At 69.9% G+C, this 26,479-nt stretch carries 24 protein-coding genes; 8 read left to right on the top strand and 16 right to left on the bottom strand.

What is annotated here, in order from left to right:
- Positions 1 to 19: 19 nt before the first annotated feature.
- Positions 20 to 1,324: a glutamate-5-semialdehyde dehydrogenase gene (locus ABD798_RS22875; protein WP_344878079.1), complete on the bottom strand. Its 1,305-nt coding sequence runs from the start codon at positions 1,322 to 1,324 to the stop codon at positions 20 to 22.
- A gap of 93 nt (positions 1,325 to 1,417) precedes the next feature.
- On the opposite strand from ABD798_RS22875, the gene ABD798_RS22870 reads away from it, so the two are divergent.
- The 3 genes from ABD798_RS22870 to ABD798_RS22860 all read left to right on the top strand — a co-directional run bounded on the left by ABD798_RS22870 (position 1,418) and on the right by ABD798_RS22860 (position 5,307).
- Positions 1,418 to 3,520 carry a RecQ family ATP-dependent DNA helicase gene (locus tag ABD798_RS22870; protein WP_344878077.1) on the top strand — a complete coding sequence of 701 codons (2,103 nt, stop codon included), beginning with the start codon at positions 1,418 to 1,420 and terminating at the stop codon, positions 3,518 to 3,520.
- Positions 3,521 to 3,553: 33 nt separating this feature from the next.
- Positions 3,554 to 4,756: a TIGR03618 family F420-dependent PPOX class oxidoreductase gene (locus ABD798_RS22865; RefSeq protein WP_344878075.1), complete on the top strand. Its 1,203-nt coding sequence runs from the start codon at positions 3,554 to 3,556 to the stop codon at positions 4,754 to 4,756.
- Between the two features lie 320 nt (positions 4,757 to 5,076).
- On the top strand, positions 5,077 to 5,307 hold the full coding sequence (locus tag ABD798_RS22860) for a hypothetical protein (protein ID WP_344878073.1): 231 nt from the start codon (positions 5,077 to 5,079) through the stop codon (positions 5,305 to 5,307).
- A gap of 580 nt (positions 5,308 to 5,887) precedes the next feature.
- Here the strand turns inward: ABD798_RS22860 and ABD798_RS22855 are convergent.
- The 8 genes from ABD798_RS22855 to ABD798_RS22820 all read right to left on the bottom strand — a co-directional run bounded on the left by ABD798_RS22855 (position 5,888) and on the right by ABD798_RS22820 (position 14,863).
- Positions 5,888 to 6,406 (bottom strand): hypothetical protein, encoded by a 519-nt coding sequence (locus tag ABD798_RS22855; protein ID WP_344878071.1) that lies wholly within the window; start codon positions 6,404 to 6,406, stop codon positions 5,888 to 5,890.
- Positions 6,407 to 7,193: 787 nt separating this feature from the next.
- Positions 7,194 to 7,364 (bottom strand): hypothetical protein, encoded by a 171-nt coding sequence (locus tag ABD798_RS22850; RefSeq protein WP_344878069.1) that lies wholly within the window; start codon positions 7,362 to 7,364, stop codon positions 7,194 to 7,196.
- 120 nt (positions 7,365 to 7,484) lie between these two features.
- A complete protein-coding gene (proB, locus tag ABD798_RS22845; RefSeq protein ID WP_344878694.1) occupies positions 7,485 to 8,594 on the bottom strand; it encodes a glutamate 5-kinase in 1,110 nt (369 codons plus the stop codon).
- 11 nt (positions 8,595 to 8,605) lie between these two features.
- Complete coding sequence (gene obgE / locus ABD798_RS22840; protein WP_344878067.1) at positions 8,606 to 10,051, bottom strand: GTPase ObgE; 1,446 nt, start codon at positions 10,049 to 10,051, stop codon at positions 8,606 to 8,608.
- 91 nt (positions 10,052 to 10,142) lie between these two features.
- On the bottom strand, positions 10,143 to 10,406 hold the full coding sequence (gene rpmA / locus ABD798_RS22835; protein ID WP_344878065.1) for a 50S ribosomal protein L27: 264 nt from the start codon (positions 10,404 to 10,406) through the stop codon (positions 10,143 to 10,145).
- A 14-nt stretch (positions 10,407 to 10,420) separates the two neighbouring features.
- The gene (gene rplU / locus ABD798_RS22830) at positions 10,421 to 10,729 is read right to left on the bottom strand and encodes a 50S ribosomal protein L21 (RefSeq protein ID WP_086825198.1); all 309 of its coding nucleotides are present in this window, start codon (positions 10,727 to 10,729) and stop codon (positions 10,421 to 10,423) included.
- A 268-nt stretch (positions 10,730 to 10,997) separates the two neighbouring features.
- Positions 10,998 to 13,910: a translation initiation factor IF-2 N-terminal domain-containing protein gene (locus ABD798_RS22825; protein WP_344878062.1), complete on the bottom strand. Its 2,913-nt coding sequence runs from the start codon at positions 13,908 to 13,910 to the stop codon at positions 10,998 to 11,000.
- A gap of 182 nt (positions 13,911 to 14,092) precedes the next feature.
- The gene (locus ABD798_RS22820) at positions 14,093 to 14,863 is read right to left on the bottom strand and encodes a TIGR03936 family radical SAM-associated protein (RefSeq protein ID WP_344878060.1); all 771 of its coding nucleotides are present in this window, start codon (positions 14,861 to 14,863) and stop codon (positions 14,093 to 14,095) included.
- A gap of 210 nt (positions 14,864 to 15,073) precedes the next feature.
- On the opposite strand from ABD798_RS22820, the gene ABD798_RS22815 reads away from it, so the two are divergent.
- Both ABD798_RS22815 and ABD798_RS22810 read left to right on the top strand, forming a co-directional pair.
- On the top strand, positions 15,074 to 16,477 hold the full coding sequence (locus tag ABD798_RS22815) for a S8 family peptidase (protein WP_344878058.1): 1,404 nt from the start codon (positions 15,074 to 15,076) through the stop codon (positions 16,475 to 16,477).
- A complete protein-coding gene (locus ABD798_RS22810; RefSeq protein ID WP_344878056.1) occupies positions 16,477 to 16,980 on the top strand; it encodes a DUF6578 domain-containing protein in 504 nt (167 codons plus the stop codon). The genes ABD798_RS22815 and ABD798_RS22810 overlap by 1 nt, the downstream gene beginning before the upstream one ends.
- Here the strand turns inward: ABD798_RS22810 and ABD798_RS22805 are convergent.
- From ABD798_RS22805 to ABD798_RS22780, 6 genes are all read right to left on the bottom strand, one after another.
- Positions 16,967 to 18,931, bottom strand: a complete 1,965-nt coding sequence (locus ABD798_RS22805) for a TIGR03960 family B12-binding radical SAM protein (RefSeq protein WP_344878054.1) — start codon at positions 18,929 to 18,931, stop codon at positions 16,967 to 16,969. The two genes, ABD798_RS22810 and ABD798_RS22805, sit on opposite strands and share 14 nt — an antisense overlap.
- Before the next feature lie 55 nt (positions 18,932 to 18,986).
- Positions 18,987 to 19,319 carry an endonuclease domain-containing protein gene (locus tag ABD798_RS22800; protein WP_344878052.1) on the bottom strand — a complete coding sequence of 111 codons (333 nt, stop codon included), beginning with the start codon at positions 19,317 to 19,319 and terminating at the stop codon, positions 18,987 to 18,989.
- A 246-nt stretch (positions 19,320 to 19,565) separates the two neighbouring features.
- Positions 19,566 to 19,745, bottom strand: coding sequence for a hypothetical protein (locus tag ABD798_RS22795; RefSeq protein ID WP_344878050.1), 180 nt, complete (start codon positions 19,743 to 19,745; stop codon positions 19,566 to 19,568).
- 174 nt (positions 19,746 to 19,919) lie between these two features.
- The gene (locus ABD798_RS22790) at positions 19,920 to 20,750 is read right to left on the bottom strand and encodes an ABC transporter permease (protein WP_344878691.1); all 831 of its coding nucleotides are present in this window, start codon (positions 20,748 to 20,750) and stop codon (positions 19,920 to 19,922) included.
- 25 nt (positions 20,751 to 20,775) lie between these two features.
- Positions 20,776 to 21,600: an ABC transporter permease gene (locus ABD798_RS22785; protein ID WP_344878048.1), complete on the bottom strand. Its 825-nt coding sequence runs from the start codon at positions 21,598 to 21,600 to the stop codon at positions 20,776 to 20,778.
- Between the two features lie 10 nt (positions 21,601 to 21,610).
- On the bottom strand, positions 21,611 to 22,543 hold the full coding sequence (locus ABD798_RS22780; protein ID WP_344878046.1) for an ABC transporter ATP-binding protein: 933 nt from the start codon (positions 22,541 to 22,543) through the stop codon (positions 21,611 to 21,613).
- Between the two features lie 163 nt (positions 22,544 to 22,706).
- On the opposite strand from ABD798_RS22780, the gene ABD798_RS22775 reads away from it, so the two are divergent.
- From ABD798_RS22775 to ABD798_RS22765, 3 genes are read left to right on the top strand one after another with little or no spacing between them, the layout of a single operon-like run.
- Positions 22,707 to 23,894, top strand: a complete 1,188-nt coding sequence (locus ABD798_RS22775) for a lipase family protein (RefSeq protein WP_344878044.1) — start codon at positions 22,707 to 22,709, stop codon at positions 23,892 to 23,894.
- A gap of 9 nt (positions 23,895 to 23,903) precedes the next feature.
- Entirely contained in the window at positions 23,904 to 25,388 is a 1,485-nt protein-coding gene (locus ABD798_RS22770; RefSeq protein ID WP_344878042.1) for an AMP-dependent synthetase/ligase, read from the top strand.
- Complete coding sequence (locus tag ABD798_RS22765; RefSeq protein WP_344878040.1) at positions 25,385 to 26,023, top strand: TetR/AcrR family transcriptional regulator; 639 nt, start codon at positions 25,385 to 25,387, stop codon at positions 26,021 to 26,023. The genes ABD798_RS22770 and ABD798_RS22765 overlap by 4 nt, the downstream gene beginning before the upstream one ends.
- A gap of 25 nt (positions 26,024 to 26,048) precedes the next feature.
- Here ABD798_RS22765 and ndk read toward each other — a convergent pair whose 3' ends face one another.
- Positions 26,049 to 26,459, bottom strand: coding sequence for a nucleoside-diphosphate kinase (gene ndk / locus ABD798_RS22760; protein WP_344878038.1), 411 nt, complete (start codon positions 26,457 to 26,459; stop codon positions 26,049 to 26,051).
- Positions 26,460 to 26,479 lie beyond the last annotated feature (20 nt).

The raw sequence follows: 26,479 nt of genomic DNA, 5'->3' as shown, positions 1-26,479 counted from the left end.
CATTCTGCGGGAAACGCCCTCAGGAAGAAGGGCGGACGTGCCCGTCTCCCCACACCACCCATTTGGTGGAGGTCAGCTCGGGCAGCGCCATCGGCCCGCGCGCGTGCAGCTTCTGCGTGGAGATGCCGATCTCCGCGCCCATGCCGAACTCGCCGCCGTCGGTGAAGGACGTGGCCGCGTTGACCATGACAGCGGCCGCGTCCACCCTCGCGGTGAACTCGCGCGCCGCGCGCACGTCGGCGGTCACGATCGCCTCGGTGTGCCCGGATCCGTGCTCGGCGATGTGAGAGACCGCGTCAGCGAGGGAGTCCACGACCTTCGCGGCGATGTCCAACGACAGGTACTCGGTGTCCCAGTCCTCGTCCTGCGCGGGCACGGTCGCGGTCCCCGCCAGCGCCGCGAACCGCGAGTCGGCGTGCAGCGTGACACCGGCCGCGCTCAGCTCACGGGCCACCTCGGGCACGAAGCGCTCGGCGATGTCCTTGTGCACCAACAGGTTCTCAGCGGCGTTGCACACGCTGGGGCGACGCGCCTTGGAGTTGAGCACGATGCGCACGGCCATGTCCAGGTCAGCCGCGGAGTCCACGTAGACGTGGCAGTTGCCGACACCGGTCTCCACCGTCGGCACGGTCGCGCCCTGGACCACGGCGTTGATCAGCCCTGCACCACCGCGCGGGATGACGAGGTCCACCAGACCGCGCGCGGTGATCAGGTGCCGCACGGACGCGCGGTCGTGGCACGGCAACAGCTGCACCGAGTCGGCGGGCAGACCGGCTTCGGCAACGGCGTCGCGGAGCACGGCGACGAGCGCGGTGTTCGAGCTCTCCGCAGAGGAGGAACCGCGCAGCAGCACGGCATTGCCCGCCTTCAAGGTCAGTCCGGCCGCGTCGACGGTCACGTTCGGACGCCCCTCGTAGACCATGCCCACCACGCCCATGGGCACGCGGACCTGACGCGTCTCCAAGCCGTTGGGCAGGATGCCGCCGCGCAGCACCTCGCCGACCGGGTCGGGCAGACCGGCGACCGTGCGCTGCGCCTCGGCGATCGCGGCGATCCGCGCCTCGGTCAGCGACAGCCGGTCGATCATCGACTCGGCCAGCCCGGACTCGCGGCCCCGGCGCACGTCCTCGGCGTTGGCCGCCAGCACCTCCGGAGCCCTGCGGACCAGCGCGTCGGCGATGGCGTGCAGCGCCGCGTCCTTGACCTGGCGGGTGGCCAGCGCCAGGTCCGACGCCGCGACGCGGGCACGGCGGGCGGCGTCGTGCACCTGAGCGCGGAGATCTTCGTCCACAGTGGACACAGGGGGCTCAACAGCGGTCGTCACGGTCCCAGAGTAGTCCGCTCGCGGGCCCACCCGATCCGGTTATCCCACAGCCCGGACGCCGGACTGTCGGTCCCATGGGGCACCCTGGGCGACGTGGAAGAACAGGGACTGCGCGAACTGGCCGAGGAGAAGCTCCGCTCCCTCGCGGGCGAGCACGCGAAGCTGCGCGAGGACCAGTGGACCGCGATCCGCGCACTGGTCGTCGACCGCTCCCGCGCACTGGTCGTGCAGCGCACCGGGTGGGGCAAGTCGGCCGTGTACTTCATCGCGACGGCGCTGCTGCGCGAGCTGGGCGAGGGGCCGACGGTCATCGTCTCGCCACTGCTCGCGCTGATGCGCAACCAGGTCGTCGCGGCCGAACGCGCGGGCGTGCGCGCGGCGACGATCAACTCCGCCAACCAGGAGGAGTGGGAGAACGTCCAGGAGCAGGTCGCCATGGGCGAGCTCGACGTGCTGCTGGTCAGCCCGGAACGGCTCAACAACCCCGACTTCCGCGACAACGTGCTGCCGGAGCTGTCCGCCGACGCCGGGCTGATCGTGGTGGACGAGGCGCACTGCATCTCCGACTGGGGCCACGACTTCCGGCCGGACTACCGCCGCCTGCGCACGCTCATCGCCGAGCTGCCTGCGGAGATCCCGGTCCTCGCGACGACCGCGACGGCGAACGACCGCGTGGTGCGCGATGTGGCCGAGCAGCTGGAGCTGGGCGAGCGCGAGGCGTTGGTGCTGCGCGGACAGCTGGACCGGGAGAGCCTGCGGCTGAGCGCGGTCCGGCTGCCCACCGCGCAGGCGCGCTTGGCGTGGCTGGCGAACAAGCTCAATGAGCTGCCGGGCTCCGGGATCATCTACACGCTCACCGTCGCGGCGGCCGACGACGTCGCGTCCTTCCTGCGCGACCGTGGTTTCGAGGTCGCCTCGTACTCCGGCAAGACCGAGACCTCGGAGCGCCAGCAGGCCGAGGAGGACCTGCTCGCCAACAAGGTGAAGGCGCTCGTGGCGACCTCGGCGCTGGGCATGGGCTTCGACAAGCCCGACCTCGGGTTCGTCGTGCACCTGGGCGCTCCGTCCTCGCCGATCGCGTACTACCAGCAGATCGGCCGTGCGGGCCGTGGCGTGCAGCGCGCGGAGGTGCTGCTGCTGCCGGGCCCGGAGGATCGGGACATCTGGGCCTACTTCGACTCGTTGGCCTTCCCGTCGGAGCACGTCGTGCGGCGCCTGCTGTCCGTGCTCGCCGAAGCGGACGGCGCGATGTCCACCGCCGCACTGGAACCGCGCGTGGAGCTGAGCCGCAGCCGCCTCGAAGCGGTGCTGAAGGTGCTCGACGTGGACGGCGCGGTGCACCGCGTGCGCGGCGGCTGGACCTCGACCGGCGAGGAGTGGACCTACGACGCCGACCGCTACGCGCGGGTGGCGAAGGCGCGCCAGGCGGAGCAGCAGGCGATGGTGGACTACCTCGCCACCACGGGCTGCCGCATGGAGTTCCTGTTGCGCCAGCTCGACGATCCGCACGCGGCTCCGTGCGGGCGCTGCGACAACTGCACCGGAGAGCGGCTGTCCACGGAGGTGCCGGGCGAGGCCGTCGCCGAGGTCGAGCAGCGGCTGCTGCGCCCCGGCATCGACCTGAGCACGCGCAAGCAGTGGCCGAGCGGGATGAGCGCGCTCGGCGTCGACCTCAGCGGTCGCATCCCGGCGGCGGAAGCCGCGTCGGTGGGGCGCGCGCTGGGCAGGCTGACGGACATCGGCTGGGGCAACCGGCTCCGCCCGCTGTTCGCGCCCGACGCCAAGGACGCCGAGATCACCGACGAGCTCTTCCAGGCGTGCGTTCAGGTCCTGGCCGGCTGGGGTTGGGAGCGGCGCCCGGTCGGCGTCGTCGCGATCGACTCGCAGAAGCACCCGCGCCTGGTCGCGAGCTTCGCCACGCGCATCGCCACCATCGGCAGGCTGCCGTTCCTGGGCCGCGTGCTCTCCGACGGCACGGCCCCGTCTGCGGTGAACAGCGCGCAGCGGCTGGCCGGGCTGACCACCTCGCTGAGCCTGTCCCCCGAGCTGGAGCAGAACCTGGCGGGAGCGAACGGGCCTGTGCTGCTGATCGACGACCGCGCGGACACCGGCTGGACCCTCACCGTCGCCGCCCGGATGCTCCGCCGGGCCGGAGCGCAGGAGGTGCTGCCCTTCGTCCTGGCCGCGACGGCGTAGCGAATTTACTCGACTGAACAGTAGATTGAACTCATGGGTTCAATCTACGTGATCACCGGTGGCACCGACGGCATCGGCAAGGCGCTGGCCCGCGCCTACCTCAAGCGTGGTCACGAGGTGGTCGTCATCGGCCGCGACCAGGCGAAAGCTCCCGAGGGCGCGCACTTCGTCCGTGCCGACCTCAGCCTGGTCAGCGAAACGAGGGCGGCCATCGCCGAGCTGCGCTCCCGCTACACCAAGATCGACGGTGTGGTGCTGTGCGCACGGCACCTCCAGTCGGAGCGCCAGGTCACGGCCGAGGGTTTCGAGCACAACTTCGCGCTCTACTACCTGAGCCGCTTCCTGCTCAGCTACGAGCTGACCGAGCTGCTGCACGCCGCCGACGACCCGGTGATCCTCAACGTGGCGGGGCCCGGCCCGAACCCCGAGCGCGTGCGCTGGGACGACCTCGGCATGGAGTCGGGCTACGACGGCATCGCGGCCATGTTCCACAGCGGCGTGCTCAACGACCTGCTGGGCCAGGGCTTCGCGCTGAACCCGCCCTCGGAGAAGATCCGCTACGTCCTGGTGAACCCGGGGACGGTGAACACGAGCTTCTCCGGCTCCTACGACGAGGCCGTCGCCGCGCAGATCGAGGCGATCCGCTCGTCGGCGAAGCCGGTCGAGGACGCGATCCGGCCGCTCGTGGCGCTGCTGGACTCGCCGCCGGAGAGCCCGTTGAGCGTCTTCATCCAGGACCAGCCCTACGAGACCGTTCCCGACCCCACCTCGGCACGGCGGCTGGACGCGCTGACGCGCGAGCTGCTGGGGATGCCGGTGCTGCGCGGCGTTTCGGTGATGAAGCTGCGGGCGCTGCTGGACTCGCCGGTCTTCGGCGTGATCGGGACCGTCCAGCCCGGCGGTGAGCCGCACCAAGCGGTGGTGTGGCTCAAGCGCGACGGTGACGACGTGCTGTTCATGACCGCCGTCGGCAGCCGCAAGGAGCTGAACCTCCGACGGGACGCGCGGATCAACGTGCTCGTGAGCCCGGCGGACGCGCCGCACACCTACGCGTCGATCCACGGCACCGCAACGGTTTCCCGGGAGGGCACGCACGCGCTCCGCGAGGAGCTGACGATGAAGTACATCGGCACCTCCTACGCCGAGCACATCCGCCGCACGCCCGAAGCCGACCACAGCGACGCCACCATCACCACCGTCCGCGTCACCCCCACCCGCATCTCCGGCCGCCTCTGACTCTCAGCGATCAACGCCGCCTTCGGTGCGTCCAACTCCCTGAATGACTCCTTCAGGGAGTTGAGGTAGCTGAATGAGTCATTGAGGACGCTCAAGTACCTCATAGCAACCGTCGCTGATGGACACAAAGCCCCCCTGTCCCTCAGCCTGCGCGATGACCGCCACGACGTCGTGCAGACGAGCATCTGCGTCATAAAGCGCGCTTTGCCGATGATCGTGCATACTTCGGGTTTCGGTGATCATCTCGTCAGCGGATGGCTGGCCGGTCACCGTCGCGCGGGAAGCGACCAAAGTCAGTGACCGGCGATGAAGGGCAGAGCATGGCAGAGAAGAAAGATCCCGTGGACAACGTCGGTATGACGATCATCGAGTCGTCGGCATCCGAGGCCGAGTCGACGACGGACGAGGCGGAAACCGTGTCCCCGTCCAACATGCAAGCACCCGCCGCATCCGCGCCAGCTACGCGCAGCCTCTCGGCTGAGGACATGCGGCGGGGGCATATGGAACGGGTGGTCAGCCGGTACTTCGGGAACGAGGACACTCACTCGTAGGGTGCGGACTTGATTGAGGTCAACCCGACCGAGGATGCCACCAAAGGCGTAGGTGATCAGTCCCTGTCCGATATGCCGGTGTTGAAGGGTGTCGGGTGGAGCGGTGATTCCGGGGCAGAGTCCGGTGGCGGATGAGGCGGTGAACACGATCGCCGTGTGCACAACCAAACCTGTAGCAGGTGGTCAGTTCCGCAGGTCCGTACGACCGGCTATCAGGGTGATCACGTCGTGAAGGTTCCGTGGTCGATGGCGTGCTCGACACCAACGCACGGAGCGCGCCGCTGTCCTCACGCAGGTGTCCGGCGAAGGCCAGCAGGTGCGCGCAGGCGCGCGGGTCCTCCGGCGGGCCTCCGCGCAGCAGTTTGTTCTGGACTGTTTTGCCTGCCTCCCGGGCCTGGGCCATATCGCACCCAACTCGTCCCCGCGCGGCGGTCACGCCGGTGAACTCTGCGGAGCCCTTGCCGTGGTTGTCCCAGTAGAAAAATGCGGGCGCCCTCAGGGAATCCCTTGGGGGCGCCCGTATGGGCTTTCCGTTAGAAGCTGATTCGGCGTGCTTCGCGGTCGCGTAGTTGTTGCTCGATCACGTGCCGCGCTTGGTTGACGTCTCCGGGCCGCTGCTCACATACTCACGCGGCGCGGGCGGGTACCGGGCCGCATTCAGACAGCGGCACGCGCAAGGGCGCAGGCCGTTGTCTGCGGCTTCGGCAACGAGTGCGTCAACGTCGGTGCGGCTGAGACCCGCCCGCATCGCAATCACGTCGCGGGGGTGTCCGTCCGCGAGTGCGATCACCATGCTTGCAGCTACCAACCGGCGCACGCTCCCTGACAGCGAGGATTGCTGTACCCCGCGCGGGATGCCGACCAGCGTCCTTTCTGAACGCTGCGCGGGCGGGGCGGCGACGTTGTCCGGGTGGTGTTCGCATCGGCAGGCGCACACATGCACACCGTTGGTAGTCAACACGGTGACGACCATCTTGGGCGGGAGGTCGAACGCCTTGGCCACCACGAACACTTTGCGCCCACAGTCGTAAAAGGCATTGATGATGCGTTGCGGTCGGGTGAGCTTCGCGTATGCCTTAGGGTCAAGCTCGCTGCTCATGTCTGCTTGTCCCCCAACGGTTCTAGGCCCGTAGCGGACAGTTCGTCCTGCGCTCGTTCATCGCCGGTTTCGGCGTGGTGCTCCGTCTCCCACAACCGCATTGGCTGCACCGCCTTGACCTTGTCGCACCGGGCGCACCCCGCCCACCACCCGGAGAACCGGAGCAAGGGCCGCGAGCAGCATGACCACGACGAAGCCAAGTAGGCGCGCTCTTCCTCGTTCGCCCCTCGCTCCGCCTCGCAGGCCGCGTGCTCGATCAACGGGCCGACCAATAGCCTGTCGTTCGTAAGGTCGTCGCCCTCGCTGCAATCACCCTTGTCCCTCATCGCAGGTCTCCAGTTGCCGGGGGCATACGATCGAGGAGCACTTTGAGCCTGCTCCCCGGCGACCGGTCCTCAGCGAGGGTGTTGCGAAGATCCCACAGTTCCACGCCCACCCCCCACGGCATCGCCGATGCGTGCGCGGCTGCCAGCTTCACGGCCGCGTTGAGCGACGAGTGCGCCAAGGTCATGTTGCGGTGCGCTTGCTCCACGTGTTGGCGGACCGATGTGGCAGCGTCCGGGTTGTCGTTCACAGTCTCAGATCCCTTGCATAGCAACGAATACTGCATTTCCATGAATCGCCAACTGTGCGATAACGGCGCTGATCCATGAGCGCTATCAACTCGTCGTTAGCCGCGTCGTTCTCTGCGTCCACATTGGACATAAACAACGCGAACAGTGCGCGGGCTGCACTCGCCTGGCTGTTGATCACAGGCTTGGCAAGCTGGTTTGGCACGCTCGGGTCATCAGGCGGAGGACTGAACCGCTTCCGCCGTGGAACCGTCCTTTGTGTACGACTCCCGGGCGTAGATCACCGCCGCGTCGTTGTCAGAGGTGAACGGGATCTCGAACCGCTTCGCAGCCCGAACCCGCTTCAGGGCACGCTTGGCCGCCCGCCTCGGGGTACGTTTGGCCACCACGCCACCCCCCTCAACGTCGTCCCCATCCACCCTAGACACGCTGAACCCCATGTCAGGCCCCTCACGCTCCGGCTGCACCGTTCGTGTCGGTCAGCAATGAGGGCAGCAATGAGTCATTCAGCGCTTAAAGGGGACGAGGTCGTCGGCGTGGACGACTTCGCGGCGTTGTTCCGGGGGGAGTTCGTGGCTGGAGTGGCCGATCAGGGCGGGCAGTTCCGCCGCGTCGAAGGCCACGGCGCCCCGGGCGACCACCACGCCGCCGGTGTTCAGCAGCTCCACCACGTCGCCCGCCTCGAAGTCTCCTTCGACGGCGGTGATGCCCGCGGCGAGCAGTGAGCGGCGACGCCCCACCACAGCGGCGACAGCGCCGTCGTCGAGGTGCAGGCGGCCGACCGCGTCAGCGGCGTGCGCGAGCCAGAAGCGGCGTGCGGACATCCGAGGCCCGGTCGCGGCGAACACCGTGCCCACCGAAGCGGAGGCGAGCGCGGGACCGGCAGCGGCGGCAGCGGTCAGCAGCACGGGAATCCCCGCAGCCGCGGCGAGGCGCGCGGCGGCCAGTTTCGACGCCATGCCACCAGTTCCCAGTCCGGAGCCGACGGCAGCGACGTCCACATCGTCCACATCGGACTGTCCGAGGACCTCGGGGATCAGCACGGAGCCGGGCAGGCGCGGGTCGCCGTCGTACAGACCGTCCACATCGGACAGAAGAACGAGTGCGTCCGCTCCGACGAGGTGCGCCACCAGAGCGGCGAGGCGGTCGTTGTCGCCGAAGCGGATCTCGTCCGTGGCAACGGTGTCGTTCTCGTTCACCACGGGCACCACGCCGAGCGCGAGCAGCCGCGAGAACGTGCGCTGCGCGTTGCGGTAGTGCGCGCGTCGCACCACGTCGTCAGCGGTCAGCAGAACCTGGCCGACGGTCAGCGAGTGCCGCGCGAAGGAAGCCGCGTAGGCGTGCGCGAGCTGGAGCTGGCCAACGCTCGCCGCCGCCTGCTGGGTGGCGAGGTCGCGCGGGCGCTTCGCCAGGCCCAGAGGCGCGAGCCCTGCCGCGATGGCGCCGGAGGACACCAGGACGACCTGGCTGCCCGCCGCACACCGCGCGGCGAGCGCGTCCACCAACGCCTCAAGACGGCTCGCGTCGAGCCCGCCCTCGGCCGTGGTCAGCGAGGAGGACCCCACCTTGACCACGATCCGTCGGGCTTCGGCGATCTCTGTGCGGGCCGGGGACAACACGCCCGAGGTCACTCCTCGTCCTCGTCCTCCACCACCTGACCGCGGCGGACCCGGCGGGCCTGCTTGCGGTCGGCGGCCGAGATCCGGTCGGTGCGGTCCAGGCGCGGGTCCTCGCCGCGCACCTCCATGGCGAGCGCGATGCCCGCGGGAGTCGTCGGCTCCCAGTCGAAGGTCATCTCGCCGATGGTGACCGAGCAACCGGGCTCAGCGCCTCGCTTCGCCAGCTCGTCCTCGACGCCGAGCCGGGCGAGCCGGTCGGCCAGGTAGCCGACGGCCTCGCTGTTGCCGAAGTAGGTCTGCAGGACCCAGCGCTCCGGCCGCTCACCGCGGACGATGAAGCCGCCGGGGGTCTCCGGGTCGGCCTCGACGGTGAAGCCGGTCTCGTTGACCGCCTTCGGCCGCAGCACGACGCGCGTGACCTCCTCCACCGGCTTGCTGGCACGGTAGTCCTCGACCACCTTGGCCATGGCGAAGGTCAGCTCGCGCAGGCCCTCGCGGCTGGCCGTGGAGATCTTGAACACGGGCAGCCCGCGTTCCTTGAGCTCGGCCTCCACGAACTCGGCCATGTCCCGGCCCTCGGGGATGTCGATCTTGTTGAGCACGACCATCCTGGGCCGCGCGGCCAGGTCCCCGCCGAGCGAGGGCGTGTAGAGCGCGAGCTCCCGCTCCAGGGCGTCGATGTCGGAGATCGGGTCGCGGTCGGGCTCGTAGGTGGCGCAGTCGATGACGTGCACCAGCACCGCGCAGCGCTCGATGTGCCGGAGGAAGTCCAGGCCGAGGCCCTTGCCCTGGCTCGCGCCCGGGATCAGCCCCGGCACGTCGGCGACGGTGAACACCGTCTCGCCCGCGGTGACCACGCCGAGGTTGGGCACCAGGGTGGTGAACGGGTAGTCGGCGATCTTGGGCCGGGCCGCGGAGAGCACCGCGATCAGCGAGGACTTGCCCGCCGAGGGGAAGCCGAGCAGGCCGACGTCGGCAACCGACTTGAGTTCGAGGACCAGGTCCCTGCGCTCGCCGGGCTCGCCGAGCAGCGCGAAGCCGGGGGCCTTGCGCGCCTTGGAGGACAGCGCGGCGTTGCCGAGGCCACCCCGACCGCCCTGCGCCGCGATCAGCCGGGTGCCCTCACCGACGAGGTCGGCGATGACCTCGCCGTCCTCGGTCATCACCACGGTGCCGTTGGGCACGCGCAGTTCCAGGCTGGCGCCCATCGCGCCGTTGCGCATGCCGCCCTGGCCCTGCTTGCCGTTGCCGCCCGCGTGGTGCGGGCGGAAGTGGAAGTCGAGCAGCGTGTGCACACTGGAGTCCACGACGAGCACGACGTCACCGCCGTTGCCCCCGTTGCCCCCGTCAGGCCCGCCGAGCGGCTTGAACTTCTCCTTGTGCACCGAGGCGCACCCGTTGCCGCCCTCGCCTCCCGCCGCGTGCAGGACCACGCGGTCGACGAAACGTGACACGACTTCCTCCTACTGCCGATGAACACACTTCAGGGGCGGTCCGGTGCTAGCCCGGTCCCGCCCCTGAAGTGGTTGAGCGTGTATCGCTCGGTCAGACCGTGGCCTCGACCGGGACGATGTTCACGGTCTTGCGACCGCGCTTGATGCCGAACTTCACCGCACCGGCGGCGAGCGCGAACAGGGTGTCGTCGCTGCCGCGGCCGACGTCGACACCCGGGTGGAACTTGGTACCGCGCTGGCGAACCAGGATCTCGCCCGCGCTGACGACCTGACCACCAAAGCGCTTCACGCCGAGCCGCTGGGCGTTGGAGTCGCGGCCGTTACGAGAGCTGGATGCACCCTTTTTGTGTGCCATGGCTGGTCAGACCCTCACTTGTTGATGCCGGTGACCTCGACGCGAGTCAGCCGCTGACGGTGACCCTGTCGCTTGTGGTAGCCGGTCTTGTTCTTGAACTTGTGGATGACAATCTTGGGACCCTTGGTCTGCTCGACGACCTTGCCGGTCACGGCGACCTTGCCGAGGGTGTCGGTGTCGGCGATCACATCGCCGCCGTCGACGACGAGCAGCGCCGGGAAGTTGACCTCGGTGCCCGGCTCGCCTTCGAGCTTCTCGACCTCGACGACGTCCCCGACAGCCACCTTGTACTGCTTGCCGCCGGTCTTGACGATCGCGTACATGGTTCGGAAGTCTCCTGCTGCTCGGTGTCGATATCGCGCTCTGTGGTTCTCCGCGATGGGACGACGCGTGCGTTGCCACAGCACTTTGGCGGGCTTTCGCACAACAGAACCCGCCTGATGGCGGGCCGTACGACAGAGTACGGGGCGGCCGGGAACAGGGTCAAACCGGGTGGTCACGCGCTTCGCCACACCCTTGCTGACCAGCCCCGAAAACGCCGGAACGCCCACCGAAGAAGAGTCGATGGGCGTTCCCGGGTGACGCGGTGGATCAGGCTTCCTTCGCAGCGCCCTGAGGCGGGCCCGCGGGCCGCGAGGCGGCCCGGCGGGAGGTGCGGCGACGCGTGGTCACCGACACCGCCGCGACCGGGTCCTGAGGCGGTGCCACGGGCTCGGCCGGGGCGTGCTCCTCCGCCTTGGCCGAGGGGGCCGTCGCGGCGGTCTCCTCGCGCGGAGTCGCGATCTGCACGTCCGCCGCGCCGTTCTGGGAACTCTGTTCCTTCGGCGGGCCGGACGGGCGCTCGCTGCTGCGGCGACGGCGCTGACGGCGACGCTCCGGCGGGGCCGCGTCGGCGGCGACCTCGGGGGCCACCTCCGCGGGAGCGGACTCCGGCTCCGCCACGGGCTGCTGAACCACGGGTTCGACGGCCACGGGCTCGGGCTGGGCGACGACCTCGACGGCCTTGGGCTCGGAGATCTTGGGCTCGGAGATCTTGGCCTCGTCGGCCTTCTTCTCCTGCTGAGCGTCGGCTTCGGCCTGCGCGGCCTCGGCGTTGGCTCGGTTGCGCTGGCGCTGCCGCTTGCTCTCGCCCTTGCCGCCACCGTTGTTGCCGTTGCCGTTGCCGTTGCCGTTGTTGCCGCCACCACCGTTGCCGTGGTTGTGCGAGCCGTTGCCGTTCCCGATGTCGGTGGTGACCACGAGGCCACGGCCGCGGCAGTGCTCACAGGTGCTGCTGAAGGCCTCCAGCAGACCGGTGCCCACCCGCTTGCGGGTCATCTGCACCAGCCCGAGCGAGGTCACCTCGGCGACCTGGTGCCTTGTCCGGTCGCGGCCGAGGCACTCGGTCAGCCTGCGCAGCACCAGGTCCCGGTTGGCTTCCAGCACCATGTCGATGAAGTCGATGACGATGATGCCGCCGATGTCGCGCAGCCGGAGCTGGCGGACGATCTCCTCCGCCGACTCCAGGTTGTTGCGGGTGACCGTCTCCTCCAGGTTGCCCCCGGAGCCGGTGAACTTGCCCGTGTTGACGTCGATCACGGTCATCGCCTCGGTGCGGTCGATGACCAGGTAGCCGCCGGAGGGCAGCCACACCTTGCGGTCCAGCGCCTTGGTGATCTGCTCGTTCACCCGGTACTCGGTGAACACGTCGTTGACGCCGGTGTGCCTGCGCAGCCGCGACTCCAGGTCCGAGGCCACGTGCTGCACGTAGGGCTCGATGGTCTCCCACGCGTGCGCGCCCTGGACCACCAGTGCCGAGAAGTCCTCCGTGAACATGTCCCGGATGACCTTGATCAGCAGTTCGGGCTCTTCGTAGAGCAGCGACGGCGCGCCGGCCTTGGACACCCCGGGGGCGCCGTGGGCCTTGCCCTTGACGACCTCCCACTGCGCCTGCAGCCGGGTCACGTCGCGGGCGAGCGCTTCCTCGCTGACGCCCTCGGCGGCGGTGCGGATGATCACGCCCGCGTCGTCGGGGACGATCCGCTTGAGGATCTCCTTGAGCCTGCGCCGCTCCACGTCGGGCAGCTTGCGGCTGATGCCGGTGGCACCGCCCGCGGGCACGTAGACCAGGAAGCGACCGGGCAGGCTGATCTGGGTGGTCAGCCGGGCGCCCTTGTGGCCGACCGGGTCCTTGGTGACCTGCACCAGCACGCTGTCACCGGTGGACAGCGCCTGCTCGATCTTGCGGGACTTGCCCTCGAGACCGGCGGCGTCCCAGTCGACCTCGCCCGCGTAGAGCACCGCGTTGCGGCCACGGCCGATGTCGACGAAGGCCGCCTCCATGCTGGGCAGCACGTTCTGCACGCGGCCCAGGTAGACGTTGCCGACCAGCGAGCCGGAGCCCGCCGAGGTGACGAAGTGCTCGACGAGCACCCCGTCCTCCAGCACGGCGATCTGGATGCGCTCGCCCTGCTCGCGGACGACCATCTTGCGGTCGACCGACTCGCGGCGGGCCAGGAACTCCGACTCGCTCAGGATCGGCGCGCGACGGCGACCGGCCTCGCGGCCGTCCCTGCGGCGCTGGCGCTTGGCTTCGAGGCGGGTCGAGCCCTTGACGCTGCGCACCTCGTCGTCGGAGGAGGTGGTGGTCTCGCGCTCCGGGCGGCTCTCCCGCACGTGCACGACGGTGTTGGGCGGGTCGTCGTCGCGGCTGGCCGCGTCGTCGTCGGAGTTGCCCTTGCGACGGCGACGGCGACGGCGGCGCTTGGTGCCGCCCTCACCCGAGTCGTCGGCGGCGTCCTCGGCGGAGTCGTCGTCCTCGGCCTGCTCGGACTCGTCGGCGGCGACGTGCGCGGGCAGCTCCTGGTCGGAGACGTCCTCGTCGTCGGCGTCGTCGCCCAGCTCGGAGTGGCCCTTGCCACGGCCACGGCCACGACGGCCGCGGCGACGGCGGCGGCGGGTGGCCGAGTCGTCGTCGTCCTCGCCGCCGAGGTCCTCGTCGTGCGGGAGGTCGTCGACCTCGGTGGCGTCCGGGTCCAGGTCGGCCTCGGTCAGCGCGACCCGCTTGCGGCTGGGCTTGGCCGCCTTGCCGGAACGGCTCGCCTTGGCGGGGGCCTCCTGCGCGGCGGGCGCGGCCTCGGCGGGCTGCGGCGGCAGGAACACCGCCTGCGGCGCGGCGAACAGCGGCGTCAGCGCGGCGGGCGCCGGGGTCGGCTCCGCGACCTCGACGACCTCGTCGGCGACGGTGCCGGCCTCATCGGACTCACCGACCTCACCGCCCTCGTCGTCGAACTCGGCGGAGTCGGTGTCGGGCGCCAGGTGGTCGACGACCTGGGTCGCGACCTCCCTGGTGATGCTCGACTGCGCGCTGCTGACCGCGAACCCCAGCTCGACCAGGGTGGCCATCACCTCGCGGCTGCTGGCGCCCAGCAGCTTGGCGAGCGCGTGGACCCGCAGCTTGGCTGGAAGGTCGAATGCGGTGCTGTCCCCGCCGGCGCCGCCGGCAGGGCTCTCGGTTTTCGGCATGTAGCTCCCTCGCCCCCGGGCGCGTCGACAGTGCCGACGCGGCCGCGCAGGGGCTCCTCTCTCGTCCAGTCGCCGCCGCGTGCGGCGGCGGAAATCCTGCCTTCGTCACCCGGTGCCCGAATCGGTTGGACACGGGTACCAGGGCAACAGGTCATCGAGCGACGACGCGCCGGGCCCGACCCCTACTCCGCGACTGCGGGTAAGCCGCTCGTGGCCCGAGTCGGCTCCCGGTCGCTGGCGAACGGGTCCGTGAGAGCTCCACTGTCGTCGAGCCGCCCCTGAGCCATCCGGATCGCCTTCGCGGGTACCGGCGGTTGCAGGTCGGCGACGACGCGAAGCGCACTCAACACGTCATCCGGCCGGACAACAGGCTGTGTCTGCCGTACGACCGTGCTGAGTATCCCACACCTCCGGGTGCCTTCGGCTCCATCGCCCACCCGAGTGGTAGTGACTTCAACTTCCCTGACGACCTCGGCGGACACAATCGCAGCTCGCGCGTTGATGTCCCGGCGACCGTCCTTGGTCAACTTCTGCACCACGACCTCGGGCGCGTCGAGCAGCAGCTCCACGGCCCTGCCCAGCTCATCCGGGTCGACGCCGGGCAGCTCGATCCGCCACAGGCAGCCGTCGATGCGGTCGGCGAGCGAGCCCGATCCCGCTTCCACGGCCTCGATGACGTCCAGCCCCGGCGGCAGCGCCGCGTCCAGCTCCGCGACCAGTGCCGCCGCGTCGACCCGGTCGACGACCGAGACCTCCACGTACTCCGCCTCGCTGGCCGTGCCGGTCGGCGCGGCGCCGATCCAGGACACCTTGGGGCGCGGGTTGAAGCCCTGGGAGTAGGCCATCGGGACGCCGGCACGTCGCAGCGCGCGTTCGAAGGTGCGCGCCACGTCACGGTGTGACGTGAAACGCAGGCGCCCCCGTTTGGCGTATCGGATGCGCAGCTTCTGCACGGCGGCCGCTGACGGGTTGGGTTGGTGCTGAGCGCTCAGGACTGCTCCTCGGCGGAGGTGGTCTAACCAGGCAGGTCATTGTGCCCCGTCAACCCCCGGGAACGCATTCAGGCTGTCACCCGCTTGTCTGCCCGGTGCCTGGATGGCTACCTTCCGGTTTCATCGAAGCAAGCACTCCCCACCACCTTCTCCCCCTGATGGAGGTCCCCCGTGCCGCTGACCCGCGGTAACGGTGCGCGCCGCGCCGCGGTCTGCTCCGCGCTGCTCGTCGCGGGACTGGTGGCGGCCCCCGGGCTCGCGGGAGCGGAGCCGGGGCAGCCGTGCGGGATCGGCAAGTCGCTGCGCTACATCGTGGTCTTCGACCAGGGCACGCGGGCCGAGGAGGCCCAGCGCCGGATCGGCGCGGCCTGTGGCGAGACCGTGACCTTCTACTCCCAGATCGGGGTCGCGGTCGCCAGCTCCAAGGACCGCGCGTTCACCGACCGCCTCTCCGAGGGCCGCGCCTTCAGCACCCAGCAGGAGCTGGGCGGGCAGGGCTCGGCGAGCAAGCGCAAGAACCGCACCCGGCTCACCGCGGCGATCAAGGCGAGCCCGTCGGTGGCCACCACGGACCGCTCCGGCGAGCAGTGGGACATGTCGATGATCAAGGCCGACGAGGCGCACCGGTACTCGGTCGGCAGCCGCTCGGTCGTCGTCGGCGTGCTGGACTCCGGCATCGACGCGGGACACCCGGACCTGGCCGCGGCCGTGGACGCCTCGGTCTCGGCGGGCTGCGTCACCGGCGCCCCCGACACCAGGCGCGAGGCGTGGCAGCCGTCGGCCTTCGAGCACGGCACCCACGTCGCGGGCACCATCGCGGCGGCCAACGACGGCAAGGGCACCACCGGCGTCGCGCCCGGCGTGCGGCTGGCCTCGGTCAAGGTGGTCGACGACGACGGCTACGTCTCGCCGGAGTCGGCCGTGTGCGGCTTCATGTGGGCGGCGACCAAGGGCATGCGCCTGGTCAACAGCAGCTTCACCGCGGGGCCCTGGACGTTGACGTGCAAGGACAAGGGCAGCGAGCAGTGGGTGGTGCACGAGGCCATGCGGCGCGCGGTCACCTACGCCACCAACCGCGGCGTGCTGACGGTCGCGGCGATCGGCAACGAGGGCACCAACCTCGCCAGCGCGAAGTGCGACGCGCTCCCGGGCGAGCTGCGCGGCGTGATCGGCGTGTCCTCGATCGGCGCGGACCGCACGAAGGCGAGCTACAGCTCCTACGGGCTTGGCGTCGCCGACCTGACCGCTCCCGGCGGTGACCACCGGCAGAAGCCGCAGTCCGCCAACCAGGGTTGCGTGCTGTCCACCGTGCCCGCGGGCTACGGCTACTACTGCGGCACGTCGATGGCGACCCCGCACGTGGTGGGCGTCGCGGCCCTGCTGGCATCGCGCTTCCCGTCGGCGGGGCCCACCGCGCTGACGAAGATGTTGAGCAACCAGGCGGAAACGCTGCCCTGCCCGACCGACTACGACCTCAACGACGACGGCGCCCAGGACGCGGCCTGCTCCGGGTACGCGGACTACAACGGCTTCTACGGGCACGGTCTGGTCAACGCGGTGAACGCGGTGCGCTGATGGCGACTGTCCCTGTGCTGATCGAGGACTGGCAGTACGAGTGCTGCGGCGATCCGTTCAAGATCGGCGACCGCGTGACGTGGCAGCTGTACTACTTCACCAACCCCGCCGTGATCGTGAGCCCGCCCGAGCGGATGAGGCTTTCCCTTGGCGTGGAAGCGATTCCGGACAGCCCGGGCGCGCACCTCAGCTCGGGCGAGCTGCACGTGTTCTGGCCCGATCCGTCCATGAAGGATGGTCTGGTGGAGATCTCCGGCGTGCTGCACGAGGAGCGCCACTCGGAGCCCGTCGTGCCGAAGACCACCGGCTCCGTCGAACGCATCCGGCTGATCTCCATGCGGCACCGCAACGACCCGGGAACGCCGGTGTGGCACCGGATTCCGGGCACCGAGGCGTTCACGGAACTGTGGGAGAGCGGGCTCCGGGCCGATGCCCCAGCGGAGCCCGAAGAGGGGCGCTGGGGCATCGGGATGCTCGTCGACCTGGAGGTCAGCCTCCGCTGAAGGCGGGGTTGCTGACCGGGGATCCCTTGCCCACCGGGGAGATCGGCAGCAGTTTGCGACCGGTCGGGCCGACCTGGATGTCGGTGTTCATGGCCGGGCACACGCCGCAGTCGAAGCACGGCGTCCAGCGACAGTCGTCCTGCTCGTGCTCGTCGAGTGCGTCCTGCCAGTCCGACCAGAGCCATTCCTTGTCCAGGCCCGAGTCGAGGTGGTCCCACGGCAGGACCTCGTTCTCCTCGCGCTCCCTGGTGGTGAACCAGTCCAGGTCCACGCCCAGCGGCGGCAGCTCCGCCCCGGCCGCGTCGATCCAGCGCTGGTAGGAGAAGTGCTCGCTCCAGCCGTCGAAGCGCCCGCCCTCGCGCCACACCCGCTCGATGACCCTGCCGACGCGGCGGTCGCCACGGGAGAGCAGTCCTTCGATGAGGCTGGGCTTGCCGTCGTGGTAGCGCATGCCGATGTTGCGGCCGAGCTTGCGGTCGGAGTTGACCGCCTCGCGGAGCTTGCGCAGGCGCGAGTCCACGGTGTCCGGGTCGCACTGCGCGGCCCACTGGAACGGCGTGTGCGGCTTCGGCACGAACCCGCCGATGGAGATCGTGCAGCGGATGTCCTTGCGGCCGGAGGCTTCCCGGCCCGCGCGGATGACGTTCTTGGCCATCTCCGCGATCTGCAGGACGTCGTCGTCGGTCTCGGTCGGCAGGCCGCACATGAAGTACAGCTTCACCTGGCGCCAGCCGTTGGAGAACGCGGCGCTGACCGTGCGGATGAGGTCCTCCTCGGACACCATCTTGTTGATCACGCGGCGCAGGCGCTCGCTGCCGCCCTCCGGCGCGAAGGTCAGGCCCGAGCGGCGGCCGTTGCGGGAGAGCTCGTTGGCCAGGTCGATGTTGAACGCGTCGACGCGGGTGCTCGGCAGGCTCAGTCCGGTGTTGGTGCCCTCGTAGCGGTCGGCCAGTCCCTTGGTGACCTCGGCGATCTCGGAGTGGTCCGCGCTGGAGAGCGAGAGCAGGCCGACCTCTTCGAAGCCGGTCGCGGCGAGGCCCTTCTCGACCATCGCGCCGATGCCCTCGATGGAGCGCTCGCGCACCGGGCGCGTGATCATCCCGGCCTGGCAGAAGCGGCACCCGCGCGTGCAGCCGCGGAAGATCTCCACGCTCATCCGCTCGTGCACGCTCTCCGCGAGCGGGACCAGCGGCTGCTTCGGGTACGGCCACTCGTCGAGGTCCATGGTGGTGCGCTTGAAGACCCGGTACGGCACGCGGTCGGCGTTGGGCACCACGCGCTGGATGCGGCCGTCCGGCAGGTACTCCACGTCGTAGAGCTGCGGCACGTACACGCCGCCGGTCTCGGCCAGGCGAAGCAGGATCTCGCGGCGCCCGCCCGGGCTGCCCTCGTTCTTCCACTTCCGGACGATGTCGGTGATCTCCAGGACGGCTTCCTCGCCGTCGCCGAGCACCGCGCAGTCGATGAAGTCGGAGATCGGCTCCGGGTTGAACGCGGCGTGCCCACCGGAGACGACGATCGGGTGCTCGTCGGTGCGGTCGGCCGCGTGCAGCGGGATCTTCGCCAGGTCCAGCGCCGTGAGCAGGTTCGTGTACCCCAGCTCCGTGGAGAAGCTCACGCCGAACAGGTCGAAGTCGCCGACCGGGCGGTGCGCGTCGACCGTGAACTGCGGGACGTCGTGCTCGCGCATCAGCGCTTCCATGTCCGGCCACACCGCGTAGGTGCGCTCGGCGAGCACGTCCTGCTGCTCGTTCAGGATCTCGTAGAGGATCATCACGCCCTGGTTGGGCAGGCCGACCTCGTACGCGTCGGGGTACATCAGGCACCACCGCACGCACGTGGCTTCCCAGTCCTTGGTGGTGGCGTTCAGCTCGCCACCGACGTACTGGACCGGCTTCGACACCTGCGGCAGCAACGGCTCCAACTGGGCGAACACAGACTGCACACTCACGTCGACCAGGGTAGTTCCTCCGGCGCCAAGCACCACATCGCCGCCCACAAGCCTCCTACCTGGCCGTATGAAGCGTCGCGCGGCGCATGGCCACTGTGCGCGACACCGCGTCGACGAACCGCCCCGGCTGCTCCACGACGTCCCACCAGGTGAAGCGCAGCAGCACCCACCCCAGCTCCATGAGGTCGTTCTGCCGCGCGCGGTCCCGGTAGAGCGCTTCCGGAGCCGAGTGCACCGATCGCCCGTCGAACTCCAACCCCACGCGCTCCTCGGGGAAGGCCCCGTCGAGTCGCGCGAGGAACCGCCCCGCGCCGTCGAGGACCTCGAACTGCGTCTGCGGCAGCGGCAGTCCGGCGTCGGCGAGGGCGAGCCTGGCGGCCGTCTCCAAGATCGACTCCGCGCCAGTTGGCCACGGCGCGCTGGACCTGCTGCGGCGTGCAGAGCCCACGGCGGAAGGCGTCGTCGAGCGCCCACACAGCGGGCAACCTCGCCAGCCGGGCGGCGAGGTCTGCGAGCGTGCGCGGCACGGTCGTCACGGGTATCCCTTGGCGCACCTCGACCTCACCCAGCTCCAGCGCCCGCGTGTGGAAGACGAGGTCCGGGCGGTCCCGCCTGCGCACATCACCGGGAACGGTCACGTGTTCGCGCCTGGCTGCCTCGGGCAGGGCGATGCCGTGGACACGAGCGGCGGTGTCATGGCACGCCGACAGGACCGCAGCGCGACGAGCAGCGCATCAGGGTCGACCTCCGCCAGTGCGCGTTCGCGGAGGAGCAGTCCGTCAGGCTCCAACAAGGGCTTCCACCAGTCGTCCATGGATCGAGCGTGCCTCGCCCGGAGCCGGGCCGGAGTGCGCTGGCGGGAATCTGTGGACGGCCGGGGTCGATGTGGACAACTTGGCGCACTTGGGTTTGTGGTGGTTACGGACAGCCGGGATGGGGGTTTGTGGGTCTTGAAGACTGCGGAACCCAGCCGTGGACAGGTGGAGGGTCAGGTGAGGAGGAGCTTGCCGAGGCGGCGGGAGGCGTAGAAGAGGCCGATGGCGGACATGACGGCGAAGTAGGCGACGTGGACGAGGACGCCCCAGCCGACGACGCCGGTGGTGAGGGCGCGCATCAGCTCGACGGCGTGGTAGAGCGGCAGGCACTGGACGACGGCCTGGAGCGCGCCCGGGTAGACCGACAGCGGGTAGAAGGTGGTGCAGAACAGGAACATCGGCAGGATCACCAGCTGCACGAGGTCGAAGTCCTGCCACGAGCGCATGAAGGTGGTCGCGGCCATGCCGACGGCGGCGAAGGCGAGCGCGACGAGCAGGGCCGCGGGCAGGGCGAGCAGCCCCCACGGCGAGGCGATCAGGCCCATGCCGAGCATCACCGCGAGGAAGCCGACGGCGTAGATGCCCCCGCGCAGCAGCGCCCACACGATCTCGCCGATGGCCACGTCGACCGGGCCGAGCGGGGTGGCGAGCATGGCGTCGTAGAGCTTGGCGTACTTGAACTTGAAGAAGATGTTGAACGTGGCGTCGTAGACCGCGCCGTTCATCGCCGAGGAGGCCAGCAGCGCCGGGGCGACGAAGGCCGCGTAGCTGATCACCTCGCCGCTGGGACCGGTCACCTCGCCGACCAGGCTGCCGAAGCCGACCCCGAGCGCGAGCAGGTAGAACAGCGGCTCGAAGAAGCCGGAGAAGATCGCCAGCCAGGCCCGGCGGTTCACCAGGAACGAGCGCTCGACCAGCACGCTCGCCCGGCCCGCGTACATCGAGCTGGGCAGCACGCGCAGCAGCAGGCCGGAGCGCGGCACGGCCGTCACGTCAGCGGCCATCACATCAGCAGGCACGGCAGTCCCCTCAGACCATCAGCCGGGCGCGGAAGCTCCTGCGGGCCAGCACGAGGCCGACGCCGAGCCAGAGCAGCAGGTAGGCGAGGTGCCCCAGGGAGGGCAACACCTCCAGGGTGCCGAAGGCGGCTCCCCTGGACAGCTCCGTGCCGTGCCACAGCGGCGTGATCCACGCCAGCGGCTGGATGTACACGGGCAGCTGTGACACCGGGAAGAAGGTGCCGGCGAACAACGTCATCGGCATGACCACGAAGCGGAACAGCAGGTTGAACTCCTGCCCCTCCTTCTCGATGGTGGCGGCGAAGGCCACGATCGGCGCCGCGAAGGCCAGGCCCGCGAGCACCGCCGCGAGCAGCGAGATCACCACGCTCGGCCCCTGCACCCCGCCGAAGAAGGCCGCGACCACGGCGAAGGCGATCCCGGAGAACAGCAGCCGGGCCGCCAGCCAGACGAAGCGGCCCGCAACGATCTGACCGGGGGTGATCGGCGTGGAAACAAGTCCCCAGAACGTTTTCTGCCACTTGAAGCCGGACAGGATCGGGTAGGCGGAGTCCATCGCCGCGTTCTGCACCGCCGAGGAGACCAGCAGGGCCGGGGCGAGGAAGGCGAGGTAGGTCGCTCCGCCGGGGACGGCGCCCGCGCGGATCTGCGTGCCCAGGCCGAGGCCGAGCGAGAGCAGGAAGAGCACCGGCGTCACCACGCTGGAGAACACCGTGGCGCGCCAGTTGCGGCGGTACCACGTCCACAGGCCCTCGACCACGAGCAGCGAGGCCCTGACCGAGCCGACGGCGCGCCCGGTGGACCTGGCGGCCTCGCGTCGCGTTGTCACAGTCATCCCGGCTCCCTCAGTCCACCAGCGTGCGGCCGGTGAGCCGGAGGAACACGTCCTCCAGGCTGGATCTGCGGACGAGGCTGGCCACCGGCGACACCCCGCGCTGGTGCGCGGCGGCCAGCGCGGCCTCACCGTCGGCGGTGTAGAGCAGCAGCCGGTCGGGCAGCTCCTCGATCCGCTCGGCCAGGCCCTGCACGTCGGGCAGCGCCGCGTGCTGCTGACCGGGCGCGAAGCGCAGCTCCAGCACCTCGCGGGTGGAGTACTTCGAGATCAGCTCGGCCGGTGAACCCTCGGCGGCGATCTTGCCGTTGTCCATGACGACCAGCCGGTCGCAGAGCTGCTCGGCCTCGTCCATGTAGTGGGTGGTGACGATCAGCGTCACGCCCTGCTGCTTGAGCCGGAACAGCCGGTCCCACAGCAGGTGCCGCGCCTGCGGGTCGAGCCCGGTGGTCGGCTCGTCGAGCAGCAGCAGCTCGGGGTCGTTGACCAGCGACCTGGCGATGGTGAGCCGCCGCTTCATCCCGCCGGAGAGCGGCTCGACCTGGTGGTCGGCGCGGTCGGCGAGCTGCGCGAAGTCCAGCAGCTCCTCGGCCTTCTCGCGCACGTGCCGCTTGGACAGGCCGAAGTAGCGGCCGTAGACGAACAGGTTCTCGCGCACGGACAGCTCCGTGTCGAGGTTGTCCTGCTGCGGCACCACCCCGATGCGGGCGCGCACGCGCGGGCCGTGCACGTCGGGGTCGTCGCCGAGCACCCGCAGCTCACCGCCCGACCGCGGCGAGACGCACGCGATCATGCGCATGGTCGAGGACTTGCCGGCGCCGTTGGGCCCGAGGAAGCCGAAGGCCTCCCCCTGGCGGACCTCGACGTCGATGCCGTCGACGGCGGTGAAGTCGCCGAAGCGCTTGACCAGGCCGCGCGCCTGTACCAGTGAATCAACCCCAGTCACGCCGAGCAGGCTAGCCGGGGGGCCCGACAGCGCCGAGCGGATTACTGGATCGGTCCGGACTGGTCAGGACGCTTGCCAGATTGTACTTTCATCTGAAAAGAGTTCTTACCAGCTCCTGAGCTGCGACTTCCCTTTCTTGTCGGCCTCACGAAAGGCTTTGACAATGTCACCCAGAAGTGGATTCCTCGCTGCCCTGCTCCTCCTGCTCAGCCTGATGTCTGCCCCTTCGGCCATCGCGTTGACCGTCCCCGCACCCGCCGCGGACGCCTTCTACAAGCCGCCCGCCCCGCTCCCCGACGCCGTGCCGGGCACCGTGCTCCGCTCCCGCCAGGTGACCGTGAAGGCCCTGGTAGTCCCCGTGCCGACAAAGGCGTGGCAGGTGCTCTACCGCTCCACGGGCACCCACGGCCGCGCCAACGCCGTCGTCGCCACCGTGCTCGTCCCGATCACCCCGTGGCTCGGCGGCGGACCGCGCCCCGTGGTGGCCTACAACGTCGGTTCGCACGGCCTGAGCGCGAACTGCGCGCCGTCGTACTGGCTGCGCCAGGGCATCGAGTACGAGTTCGCGCTCCAGTCGCTCGCGCTCGCGAAGGGCTGGGCGGTCGTGGTCACCGACTACGAGGGCTCCGCGTCGCCGAACCCGCACACCTACACCGCCGGGCCTGCCACGGGCCATGCGGTCCTGGACGGAATCCGTGCCGCACAACGACTTCTCGGCGTGAACGGGCCGGTCGGCATCTGGGGGTACTCCGAAGGCGGGCTCGCGTCGTCGTGGGCGGCCGAGCTGCACCCGACCTACGCGCCCGAGTTGAACCTCAAAGGCGTTGCGGCGGGCGGAGTTCCACCCAACATCGGCAACGTCGGACACAAGATCGACGGCGGCCCGTTCTTCGGCTTCTTCCTCGCGGCGGCGACCGGGCTGAGCCAAGCGCACCCTGAAATGGGGCTCCAGGGCTTCCTCAACGACAAGGGGCGCAAGGCTGTCGAGCAGGTGAAGGACATGTGCCAGGTGCAGTGGACGCCCACTTACGCCTTCCACCGCATCTCCGAGTACACCACCGTCCGCGACCCGATCCAGCTCCCGCAGTTCCAGGAAGTGCTGGCGGCCAACGAACTCGGCAAGCGCAGGCCGTCCGGGCCGATGTTCGTCTACCAGTCGCTGAACGACGAGATCATCCCAGCGGCCGACGCCCGCGCGCTCGCCGGGAAGTACTGCGCCGCAGGCACCACTGTGAAGTACACCGAGAGTGTCGTCAGCGAGCACATCTCCCTGGCCGTCACGGGCGCTCCCGGAGCGGTGTCCTGGCTCGCCGACCGTTTCGCGGGCGAGCCCGCCCCGAGCACCTGCTGAGGAGCTGTGATGGTCGCACTCCGCTTCAAACGAGACGGCAAGTGGCACGAGATGTCCTACGCGGAACTCGACGATGAGGTCGCACGAGTCGCCGGAGGGCTTGTCGCACAAGGAATCCAACCCGGCGACCGGGTCGCGGTGCTCGGCCAGACCAGTCCTGAGTGGACGATCTGCGACCTCGCCATCGACCGGGTCGGCGCGGTGTGCGTGCCGATCTACCCGACGAGTTCGCGCCAGGAAAGGGAGTGGGTGCTCAGCGACTCGGGCGCGCGCATGCTCGTCGAGCCGCCGCAGCTGCCGCGCGGGGAGCCCGTCGCCCCGGTCCCCCGCGCGGACGACGAGCCGAGCACGATCATCTACACGTCCGGAACGACCGGTCCCGCAAAGGGATGCGTGCTGACACCGGCGAATCTGCGCGCGGCGTACGAATCCCTCGACAGCCTGGTCACCGTGGGCGCGGGCGACGTCGTCTACCTCTACCTGCCGTTGGCGCACCTGTTCGCGCGGATGACGCAGGCGATGACGTTGGCGCGGGGCGCGACGCTGGCGTACTTCGGCGGCGACATCACCGAGATCGTCACCGAGCTGACCGAGGTCCGACCGACGCATCTTCCTTCGGTACCAAGGCTTTTCGAGAAGGTCTACACGAAGGTCACCGCGCTCACCGAAGGAATGGAGCGCGAGCGCGTGCACGCCTTGGTGCGCGGAGCTTTCGGTGGGCGCCTGCGGGAGGCGTTGACCGGGGCGGCGCCGATCTCGCCGGAGATCCTGGAGTTCTTCGCGGCGTGCGGAGTTCCCGTGTACGAGGCGTACGGGATGACCGAGTCCACCGCCGTGATCAGCGCGAACTGCCCCGGTGCCACGCGCTTCGGCAGTGTCGGGCGGCCGTTGCCGGGCGTGGAGGTCCGCATCGCCGACGACGGTGAGGTGCTTGCCAAGGGCCGCAACGTGTTTCCCGGCTACCACCGCAACGACGGCGCGAGCCGCGATGCGCTGCGCGACGGCTGGCTGCACACCGGCGACCTCGGCGCGCTCGACGACGACGGCTACCTGCACATCACCGGGCGCAAGAAGGACCTCATCATCACCGCCGGTGGCAAGAACATCTCGCCCGCCAACCTGGAGAACGACCTGCGGCGCTGCCGGTGGATCTCGCACGCGGTGATGTACGGCGACCGCAGGCCCTACGCGGTCGCGCTGATCACCCTGGACGCCGAGGAGATCCTGCCCTGGGCCAGGGAGAACGGCCTGCCCGAGGACATCGCCGAGCTCGCACGGCACCCCCGAGTGCTGGAGATGGTGCAGGACGCGGTCGAACGAGCCAACTCCGCGTACTCGCCGCCGGAGCGGATTCGCCGGTTCACCGTGCTGGAGCACGATTTCAGCCAGGAAACGGGAGAGCTGACGCCGACCATGAAGCTGCGCAGGAAGATCGTCCACGATCGGTTCACAGAGCTGTTCTCCGCGCTGTACGGCGGTAATCTGCGGTCATGACGGAGGCACAGCAACGGCACTACGGCGGCCGGTCGGCCGAGGACCGCCGTACCGAGCGGCGCGAGCGACTGATGGCCGCCGGGCTGGAGCTGTTCGGCACGGAGGGCTACTCGGCGATCTCGATCGAGCGGCTGTGCTCGGCCGCCTCGGTCTCCACCAGGAACTTCTACGAGGAGTTCCCCAGCAGGGAGTCCCTGCTCATCGCGCTGCACGACCGCGTGCTGGACAACGCGCTGGCCGCCGTGGTGGCCGCCGCCGAGGAGGCCGGCCGGGACGCGACGACGCTGACCAGGATCACCGCGCTGATCAACGCCTACGTCGGCACGACCGCGAGCGACCCGCGCTGGGCGCGGCTGTCCTACGTGGAGATCATCGGGGTGAGCCCGGCGGTGGAGCAGCACCGGATGGCCTGGCGGCGGCGCTGGTGGGCGCTGATCGAGGCGGAGGCCACGCGGGCGGTGGAACGCGGCGAGGCCAAGCCGAGGGACTTCCACCTGACGGCCGTGGCGTTCATCGGCGCGGTGAACGAGCTGGTGCACTACTGGTCGGTCTGCGGGGCTCAGCGCCCGCTGTCCGAGGTGACCGACGAACTGCTGAACCTGGCGATCACCAGCCTGACCGCTGTCCGGAGCTGATCAGCCCCGGACAGCGGCGAGCGCGTCAGAGACCGGCGAACCAGAGGTCGATCTCGCGCTTGGCGGACTCGGCCGAGTCGGAGCCGTGGACCAGGTTGTACTGGGTCTCCAGGCCGAAGTCACCGCGCAGGGTGCCCGGGGTGGCCTTCTCGACCGGGTCGGTGCCGCCGGCCAGCTGGCGGAAGGCGGCGACGGCGCGCGGGCCCTCGACGACGAGCGCGACGACCGGGCCGGAGGTGATGAACTCCAGCAGGTCACCGAAGAACGGGCGCTCCGAGTGCTCGGCGTAGTGCTGCTCGGCCAGCTCGCGGGTGACGGTCCGCAGCTCCAGCGCGGCCAGCTTCAGGCCCTTGCGCTCGATGCGGGAGATGACCTCGCCGACCAGGCCGCGGGCCACACCGTCGGGCTTGACCAGGACAAGGGTGCGCTCGCTCACGGCGTTCCTACTCTTTCGTG

The organism is Allokutzneria multivorans (assembly GCF_039537405.1).
GTDB classification, from domain to species: domain Bacteria; phylum Actinomycetota; class Actinomycetes; order Mycobacteriales; family Pseudonocardiaceae; genus Allokutzneria; species Allokutzneria multivorans.
The sequence above is the reverse complement of the archived record's forward strand: the minus strand, read 5'-3'. Positions and strand labels throughout refer to the sequence as shown.